Annotated in this window: 11 protein-coding genes; 1 reads left to right on the top strand and 10 read right to left on the bottom strand. The window is 46.3% G+C overall.

The window, feature by feature from the left end; all coding sequences use genetic code 11:
* Positions 1-7: 7 nt before the first annotated feature.
* Positions 8-172: an IS3 family transposase gene (locus JMF81_RS16725; protein ID WP_308805581.1), complete on the top strand. Its 165-nt coding sequence runs from the start codon at positions 8-10 to the stop codon at positions 170-172.
* 97 nt (positions 173-269) lie between these two features.
* On the opposite strand, the gene JMF81_RS00845 is transcribed toward JMF81_RS16725, so the two are convergent.
* From JMF81_RS00845 to JMF81_RS00800, 10 genes are all read right to left on the bottom strand, one after another.
* The gene (locus JMF81_RS00845) at positions 270-692 is read right to left on the bottom strand and encodes a DUF1810 domain-containing protein (protein ID WP_201309585.1); all 423 of its coding nucleotides are present in this window, start codon (positions 690-692) and stop codon (positions 270-272) included.
* A gap of 122 nt (positions 693-814) precedes the next feature.
* On the bottom strand, positions 815-1867 hold the full coding sequence (locus JMF81_RS00840) for a zinc-dependent alcohol dehydrogenase (protein WP_201309584.1): 1053 nt from the start codon (positions 1865-1867) through the stop codon (positions 815-817).
* A 19-nt stretch (positions 1868-1886) separates the two neighbouring features.
* Entirely contained in the window at positions 1887-2534 is a 648-nt protein-coding gene (locus tag JMF81_RS00835) for a class II aldolase/adducin family protein (RefSeq protein WP_201309583.1), read from the bottom strand.
* An 18-nt stretch (positions 2535-2552) separates the two neighbouring features.
* Positions 2553-3800, bottom strand: a complete 1248-nt coding sequence (locus JMF81_RS00830) for a PTS galactitol transporter subunit IIC (protein WP_201309582.1) — start codon at positions 3798-3800, stop codon at positions 2553-2555.
* A 15-nt stretch (positions 3801-3815) separates the two neighbouring features.
* Complete coding sequence (locus tag JMF81_RS00825) at positions 3816-4127, bottom strand: PTS sugar transporter subunit IIB (protein WP_201309581.1); 312 nt, start codon at positions 4125-4127, stop codon at positions 3816-3818.
* Positions 4114-4599 (bottom strand): PTS sugar transporter subunit IIA, encoded by a 486-nt coding sequence (locus JMF81_RS00820; protein WP_201309580.1) that lies wholly within the window; start codon positions 4597-4599, stop codon positions 4114-4116. The genes JMF81_RS00825 and JMF81_RS00820 overlap by 14 nt, the downstream gene beginning before the upstream one ends.
* A 271-nt stretch (positions 4600-4870) precedes the next feature.
* Positions 4871-6556: a recombinase family protein gene (locus tag JMF81_RS00815; RefSeq protein WP_182466491.1), complete on the bottom strand. Its 1686-nt coding sequence runs from the start codon at positions 6554-6556 to the stop codon at positions 4871-4873.
* A gap of 86 nt (positions 6557-6642) precedes the next feature.
* The gene (locus tag JMF81_RS00810; protein ID WP_087282247.1) at positions 6643-6831 is read right to left on the bottom strand and encodes a transposon-encoded TnpW family protein; all 189 of its coding nucleotides are present in this window, start codon (positions 6829-6831) and stop codon (positions 6643-6645) included.
* Positions 6832-7221: 390 nt separating this feature from the next.
* Positions 7222-7461, bottom strand: coding sequence for a helix-turn-helix domain-containing protein (locus JMF81_RS00805; RefSeq protein ID WP_087282245.1), 240 nt, complete (start codon positions 7459-7461; stop codon positions 7222-7224).
* Positions 7446-7880, bottom strand: a complete 435-nt coding sequence (locus JMF81_RS00800; protein ID WP_087282243.1) for an RNA polymerase sigma factor — start codon at positions 7878-7880, stop codon at positions 7446-7448. Before JMF81_RS00800 ends, JMF81_RS00805 begins: the two co-directional genes overlap by 16 nt.
* Positions 7881-8359: the final 479 nt, after the last annotated feature.

Here is an 8359-nt window from a genome sequence, read left to right as displayed (position 1 = left end):
CTGGGGGATCATAAAAAGGGAACGTTATTATGGCAGGCGTTTTACAAGCAGAGAGATGCTCGTGTCCATGATAGAAGAATACATAGCGTATTATAATGGACGACGGTTACAACGGAATCTCGGAGTCATGACGCCAATGGAAAAGCATAAGAGTTATTTACAGGCAGCATAAAAAAACTGCCAGCTGGTAAAACCAACTGGCAGAAAAACTTATATTTTTTTCACTGTCTACTTGACGGGGAGCACACCAGAAAATGCGGCAGCGTTTTTCAGCTGTTTTTTAAAATTCTGATGGTATTTTTATCCTTCTCTCCATGAAAAAATTTGTCCAGTACCTTTTGGAACACATTGCATTCCGGCGCTGCCAGCAAAAAAAGAGTCATGGATGATTTCAGCTTCATATCATCCGGCCATCCCATCACCTCTCCCGGGTCACTGGAAGGCGTCTGAAGGAGCGCCTGGGAAATCTCAATCAGATTCTTTCCAAGAATCTCATGTTTCATATACGCTCTGGCTTCCTCCATATCCTTTATGGCATAATAGCGGGCGGTCTGGCTGTGCCCCAGTCCGGCAATCTGAGGAAAAATATACCACATCCAGTGGCTTCGTTTCCTTCCTGTCCGAATCTCCTGAAGGGCAGTATCGTAAGACTTCTCCTGGGCAGATACAAATCGTTCTAATCCGTCTTTCATTGCACGCACCATCCTTTTTCTGGAACCTTAGTGTCTTTTACGTTTACAGGATAACATACATTCTCTGCCCGGACAAGACGAAAGGCGGCATCTGTCCGCCGCCCTTCTCTGGTTCTGTTCTGCTATTTATCCGTGCCTTCCGGCAGAATAACATATTTGATTCCTTCCTGTCTTCCAATGCTCTCCAGTGCATCAATGGTTTTTTCCAGAGGATAGTATCCGGAAATATATTTGCTTCCATCGATGAGCCCGTTGGAAAGCAGTTTCAGAGCAAGATTTACATGATATGGCGTATGATGGTAAACTGCCATCAATGTAATTTCCTCGTAATGGAATTTCTGGCAGTCCACTGTGATGGTTGTTCCTGCTTTGGTTCCTCCAAAGGCCAGCACGGTTCCTCCCGGCCGTACCATATTGATGGCATTTTCCCAGACGTTTGGAAAACCGGTTGCTTCGACCACCACATCTGCTCCTGATCCGCCGCAGAGATCCCTTACTTCCTGAATATGAGAATCTTCTTTTGCATTTACTGTTTCATAAACTCCGAATTTCTCTTTTGCAATGTTCAGCCTGTAGTCCGACAGATCCACAGCGATCACCTGACATCCCTTCAATACCAGGAGGTTCATAAACATCAGTCCGATCGGTCCGGCGCCGATGACAGCTACTTTATCTCCTACTTTGGCCGGAATCCGGTCCACGCCATGCACTGCACATGCCAAAGGTTCCAGCAGAGCTGCCTGTTCATATGGCAGATGATCCGGTATTTTATAAAAATTATATTTTAAGATGTGGGACGGCACTGCCACATATTCAGAATATGCTCCATTCAGATACTGCAGATTTGTACACAGACTGTAACGTTTATTTTTACAGTTCTCACATTCGAAACATGGCGCTGTGTTGGCTCCTACGACTCTGTCGCCTACTTTAAATTTGGTAACATTTTTTCCAACTTCTACAACCTCGCTGGCAAATTCATGTCCAAAAGTAGATGGCACTGACTGAATAATCGTCGGATGGCCTCTTCGATATGTTTTTAAATCTGTTCCGCATGTAAGTGCGGCTTTTACTTTTACCAGAATTTCATCATCTGTAATCTGCGGAATGTCTGTTTCCTCAAATCTGACATCCCCTGGTGCATAAAACATCTGAGCTTTCATTTTTCCCTGCATAGTATCCTCCTTTATGATCTTATTTCTGCCCATAATTCTGATCTGCGTCTTCCTTCAGAAACTTAATCATCTGGTCTTCCAGTGTATTAACTTCTCCCATCTGATAAGCAATATATGCGACTTTCGCGCTTTCCTCAACGATGATCGCGTCATTGAATGCTTTATCGATCGTTTCATCCACGCAGATCACTCCATGATTTCCCATAAGCACTGCTTTATCCTGTCCGATTGCCTCGGATGTTACTTCTGCCAGCTCTTTAGAACCAGGCGGGACAAACGATGCCAGATTTACTTTGCCGCCGACCAGTTCCGCTGCTTCAGATGTAATACATGGCATTCCGCCATCCCTGCAGGCCCATGCGGTGCAGTAAGTAGAATGAGTATGCACTACCCCGTTTACATCTGGTCTCTTTTTATACATAGATGTATGAAGAGGCGTTTCAATGGATGGTTTCCGTTCTCCGTCAATGATATTATTATCCACATCCACGACTACAATATCTGACGGATGCAGTGTGTCGTAAGGCATCCCGCTCGGCGTGATACAAATATAACCGGTTTCCGGATCCCTCAGGCTGAAATTTCCAAATGTCAAAGGAATTAACTTCTCCGCCTTAATTTTTAATGCAATCTCAATGACTTTTTTTCGTTCATTTTCAAGCAGCATACACAAAATCCCTCCTTCTTAGAATAATGCCAAAATCTTGTAAATGATGTATGGTACCAGATGCGCTCCAATGTCCAGAGATGAAATAGCCGTTGCTCCTTCCGGGAACGCAAAATTTGTTGCCTGTGCTACTGCCGTTGCTGTTCCCGCAAGATCTGTTCCAATATAAAGGATTGCTGTCATCATCAGACATCCAGTGATAATCGCCCGCAGCAGATTTCCTCTGGATGCTACAACCGGCCAGATCATAAAGAAAGGAAGTGTTGACAAGTCTACCAGCGGAAGCAGCTTGTTGCCTGGAAGCGCCACAGCTAACAGCAGTGTAATCGGGATCATCAGCAGAGCTGCGGAAACAACCATTGGAGATCCTGTGGCAATTGCCGCATCCATTCCGATATAGACTTCTTTTCCCGGGAATCGTTTCGCCATAAATTTCTTGGCATCTTCACTAAGCGGCATTAAACCTTCCATCAGGATTTTTACCATTCTCGGCAGCAGGAACATAACCGCAGACATCTGTACCGCAAGGGTAATCAAAGCATTTGGCTCATATCCTGCCAAAAGACCGATAAAAGCTCCAAGAATCAGTCCCAGCACGATTGGATCTCCCAGAAATCCCAGTTTTTCCTGAATGGTGTCTCCATCAAATTTAATCTTATTGAAACCAGGAATTTTATCATATATTTTATCCAGCAGGATACATAACGGCGCCCAGCTGACGGTTTCTGTATGCGGCGTTGATACATTTGGAAGTCCGAAATATTCCTGCACTCTTGGCGCAGAGTAATCTGCAAATTTCATAACGATGATAAACGTAAGGCCGGATGCGATGATTCCAAGAATCAGGCTTCCAGTTGCCGTCTGTACAAGAGAACCTGTCAGGATAAAATGCCAGTAATTCCAGATATCAATATTCAGAGTCTTTGTCGTATTGGTAGCAAGCATAATGATATTTAATACAAAACATGTAACAAACACCCATGGCACGATCGTTGTAGCGAACGCAATCGCTGAACTTACCGGCCATCCAACATCCACAACGGAAAGATTAATGCCAAATCGTTCTACCATAGCCTGGGCTGCCGGACTTACATAGTCTCCCATCAGCCCGGTGATCAGGTTGATTCCGATGAGTCCGATTCCAATGGTCATTCCTGAACGGAATGCTTTGCTGAATTTCTGTCCGAAAATCAGACCTATGATCGTTATGATGATCGGCATGACAACGGAACCGCCCATATCCAGTATGTAATTTAATATTTCCATATATATCCTCCTTATCTAGTCTTTTACCGTTGCTTTGATATAATCCGCAATCTGATCCGCTACCTCCTCTGCTCCAAATCCGGTAATAAATTCCAATACCCGAAAGCACTTATAATCTTTCAATTTATCCAACGGCACTTCTGCCGTATGAATAATCAGATCCGGATTTATCATTTCCGCACGCGCCACGATTTCAATCGCCTTACACTCTGTAATGTCAACGGATGGAATGCCTCTTTCCGCCAGCAGGCGTCTGCAGGTTTCCGCCGCTACCGTCGATGTCGCTACACCGGTTCCGCACGCTGATAAAATCTTAACTGTTCTCATGTTCTTTCTCCTCCTTATCTTTTATAATCTGAATCATATGTGCAGCATCTTCTGCCTGAATCAGGTTCTGCAGCACGTCCTGATCCTGGATCAGCTGGATTGCTTTCTGGAGCATTTCCAGATGCTGTTTTCCTGCAATCGCAAGCATGATAACAAAAGTAACCGAAACTTTCATTCCTTCCGAAGGATTGGTCCCCATATGATAAAATTCCACCGGATTTTTCAAAACAGCAATCGCAATGGCTGAATCGATTACATGTTCCGGATCCGTATGAGGAATTGCGACTCCTGTATCCTGCACTAAAATTCCTGTCGGGAACACTTTCTCACGTTCTTTTAAAGCCTCGATATAACTTTCTCTGCATTTGCCGGAATCAATCAACGCACTTCCCATTTTTTCGAAGATATCATCTGATGACTCCGCTTCCATGCCGGCAAAAATCAGCTGCTCACTAAGCTTGTCCCAAAACATACTTTCCTCCTTTCTTTTTCCTTTTCTTTTTTATCTAACTTCATTATATTCTCTGGATTGTATCTCATAAAGAACAAGACCTTCCCGCTGCCGCGACATGAAATTGGGCTATTGTATTTTAAAAGATACAGAAGATTAGAAGCGAAGCATTTTATTTCATAGGAACGAAGTTTTTTATGAAATAAAAAAAGAACACCAAATGTGCAATCCTAATAAGAAAACATTGTAGGGCGAGAGAGAAACGGTATAGCTTACGGCTATGCCGTTTCTTTCATTTATGCCGTGTATCAAAAACTTTCGAGATTTCCAGGATACCGATGCCCTTGTAGTAGATATCTACCTGCTGCCTGCGATTTACCTTGCTGTGCGGATCGGTCGCTGCGTAAATGACGATCTTCTCAACAAACTCATGCAGGATGTGGGGCGTCAACTCCGGGATTTCCGTATACCTGTCAACGATGGATAGAAACCTGTCAACATTAGCACTCTTGCTTTCAACTGCCTCGATTTCCTCACGGAGCAGAAGCACTTGATTTTTCAGGCCGCCTTGCTCGCCCTCATAGTCCTGGGACAATTTGCGGAAACGCTCGTCCGTGAGCTTGCCAGAAATGTTGTCCTCATACAGTCTCTTGAAAATGTTGTCAAGCTCTGCAATCCGCTTTTCAGCATCAGCCAACAATCTTTTCTTTTTGGCAAGTCCCTTGTTACGCTCCTTCAGGTCCATATCCATGACCATCTGAACAAACCGCTCTTTGTGCTGTCTCGCGAAGGAAACGATCTCCCGGAGGTTATCAAGGATCAATTCCTCCAGGATAACGGTTCGGATGGAATGGGTCTCCCCACACACATCTTTCCCTTTGCGATACCCGGAACAGATATAGTATTCCTGATCCCTGCGGAAACCTGTCGCCCTGCACTGATACATGATCGAGCCACAGTCGGCACAATACATCATGCCGGAGAACATCCCCATTTCTCCCATCTTTGTCGGGCGGCGCCTGGTCTGTCTTGCCAACCTTGCCGCATCGGCCATTGCCTCCGTCCAGATAGGTTCATGGGTATTCTCAAAGATGGCCCATTCACTTTCAGGGTTTTGGATGGTCTTTTTGCTCTTGTAGGATTTCTTCCGGGTTTTGAAGTTCACCGTATGGCCCAGGTATTCACGCCAGCGGCCCATCATATCCGCTATGGTGGAGGAGTCCCAAGCGTAGGGATCACCTTGTTTCTTGACATTGGTTTTCATCCCTTTGCTTTCGTAGTAGGCAGCCGGAGTAAGGATTTTTCTTTCCTTCAGCTTTCGCGCAATCTGTGAAGGCCCGAGACCGTCCATGATATAAAGGCCAATCTCATACATCACCTGGGCCGGTTCATCCTCCTTGATCCAATGTTTCGGATCGTCAGGGGATTTCATGTACCCGTAAGGCGGATTGCTTGTCAAATGCTCTCCGGCGTTTCCCTTAACTTTCATCACAGCTCGGATTTTCTTGCTGGTGTCCTTCGCATACCACTCATTGATGATATTGCGGAAAGGGGTAAACTCATTGTCGCCCTGGGCGCTGTCCACACCATCATTCACGGCGATAAAGTGAACATCGTGCTCCGGGAACATGATTTCCGTATACATACCCACCTGCAGATAGTCACGGCCGAAACGGGACATATCCTTGATGATAACACGTTTGACGATACCAGCCTCAATATCGGAAATCATTTCCTGAAACCCAGGGCGATTAAATGTCGTACCTGAAATACCGTCGTCAATGTAAAAGCGGAAGTAGGTATATCCATGTTCAAGAGCGTATTTTTGCAGGATTTTCTTCTGATTGATAATACTGTTGCTGTCGCCCTCCAGTTTATCGTCCTGGGACAATCTGCAATATAAAGCGGTGATTTCTTCGGCGCTCATAATTGCGTAAGGGAATTGAAGCGCGGCAGCGGTGTTTGACTGATAAAACATAATAACCTCCAATCTGGCAGTCAAACACGGTATGAAGTTCTACACTTATTTTACCGCGCTTTTTGGGTTTTGTCTGCCTATGGAGGTCAAGTTGTTATGGCTTTTTTTCGGACTTCGTCCTTGATAAGCCTTTCTATTTTAGAAACCACACCGTCTTTTGCCTGCTCAGGAAAGAAGGAATTGACGATGAAGGTTGTATTTCCGATTTTCTTTTCGCTCCGCACAGGCGGGGCATATTTTATATCTTTCTTTTCAAAGGTTCTATCTTCTTGCATAAATTACCCCTTTCATTATTTGCAAGTTGAATAACGAATAAAAGAGGCAAAACGGACGGCTGCTGGCACAGCTCCACGGGAGTCTCACCCCGGCCCATGCTTATGGGTGCGGCGCGCAATGCTTTGTGGGCGTTCAACGCGCGAGTATCTTTAACCTGCCTGTATGTCGTCGCCCGCAAGCTGCCACGCCTGCTTTGCGGCCTGGTGTGGGTCGCTCACTCCTGGGAGGTCATGGCGCACCGGCCGTATGGCTCGATACAGAACAGAATGTATCTGTCTGCCTTATACTGCACCGGAGGCCTCCCACCGGGCTTTCTTTTTCAAAGAGCATGGAGCTTCATTGCCGGACCATCGGGGCAAGGAAAGGGAGTGAAACTTGCCCCAACGGTTTTAGGCCGACAATACCTTGAAGCCCGTCACGATGCTGTGGATCAGCTTCGTTTCAAGCCTGAGCCGCATATCTTCATCGACATACAGGTATGTATTCCCGTATTCGTCCTTCAGCGGCCTGGTGGCAAGAGCCCGGATGTAATTCTGATAGTGAGCGACCACGGCGGCAAGGGCATCCTCGTCGCCGGCCACGGCTGCCAGGATCACAGGCACCGGGATAGGTTTCACTTGTCCGGCCATTCAAATCCCTCCTTCATCAGATACTCGCGCAATTCTTTCAGCGTGACAAGCCGCCGTTTGGATATGGTCTGACGGACGACATTCAGCCGCTCGCTAATCTCGCGATCACTCATACCCAGGAAGTAGGACAGTAGGATCACGTCCCGTTTGCCCTCCGGCAACTGCGCTATGGCCTCGGCCAGAAGATTGCCGGTCACGACTACCGGGAGACCCTGTACCTCAAAGACATGCTCGTCCATGAAATACTTGTCCCATGTGGCGGTCTGCTCCAGCTCGGAAGCTGTCAGCTCGTCCAGGGGCTTTTCCTGTTCCCGGCGGCGGGCGCATTCACGCTGAATACACCTTGCCTCGTTTTTCAAAACCGTGGTACAAAAAGCGCCAAACTGATTTTGAATACGCTGCTCATTGGAGTCTTTCATTTTCTCACCTCCCTTCGCGCCCGCAGGTGCGGGGTGGTGATTTCCTCCCTTTTCGCCTCAGTAATGCAGGGATCGCCAAATCAGCAACCGCAAAGGGAAGAAAATTTTTATGAAAGGCTCCGCTGGATAGCGAAGGCTCGCATAAACAGAAAAAAGCGCCCGTCTGCAAAACGCAGACGGGCGTAAAGGAATTATTAAGAGTATTTACATGATTTATGTGTTCATAGTTGTGACCGGAATGACCCGATGGGGGAGCTACACTTTTTTTGACAGTTTATTGTCTGTCGGTTTATGTCGATAGCATTTCTGAAACACGGCGGCTCCCTCCATAAGCCGCCGTGTTTGTCAGCACCAGGACGTCATTCCTTTGGAGGACAAAAGAACGGCGGCCTTGATTTTTCAAAACCGCCGTTGTGTTCAAACAAAGCCAACCAACAAACAACGATTTTGTGTTATATGCGGTTGGCAGTCACATAATC

It is taken from the genome of Anaerostipes butyraticus (assembly GCF_016586355.1).
Classification (GTDB): Bacteria; Bacillota; Clostridia; order Lachnospirales; family Lachnospiraceae; genus Anaerostipes; species Anaerostipes butyraticus.
Note: the sequence above shows the minus strand (reverse complement) of the source record. Positions and strands in the feature narration are given on the sequence as shown.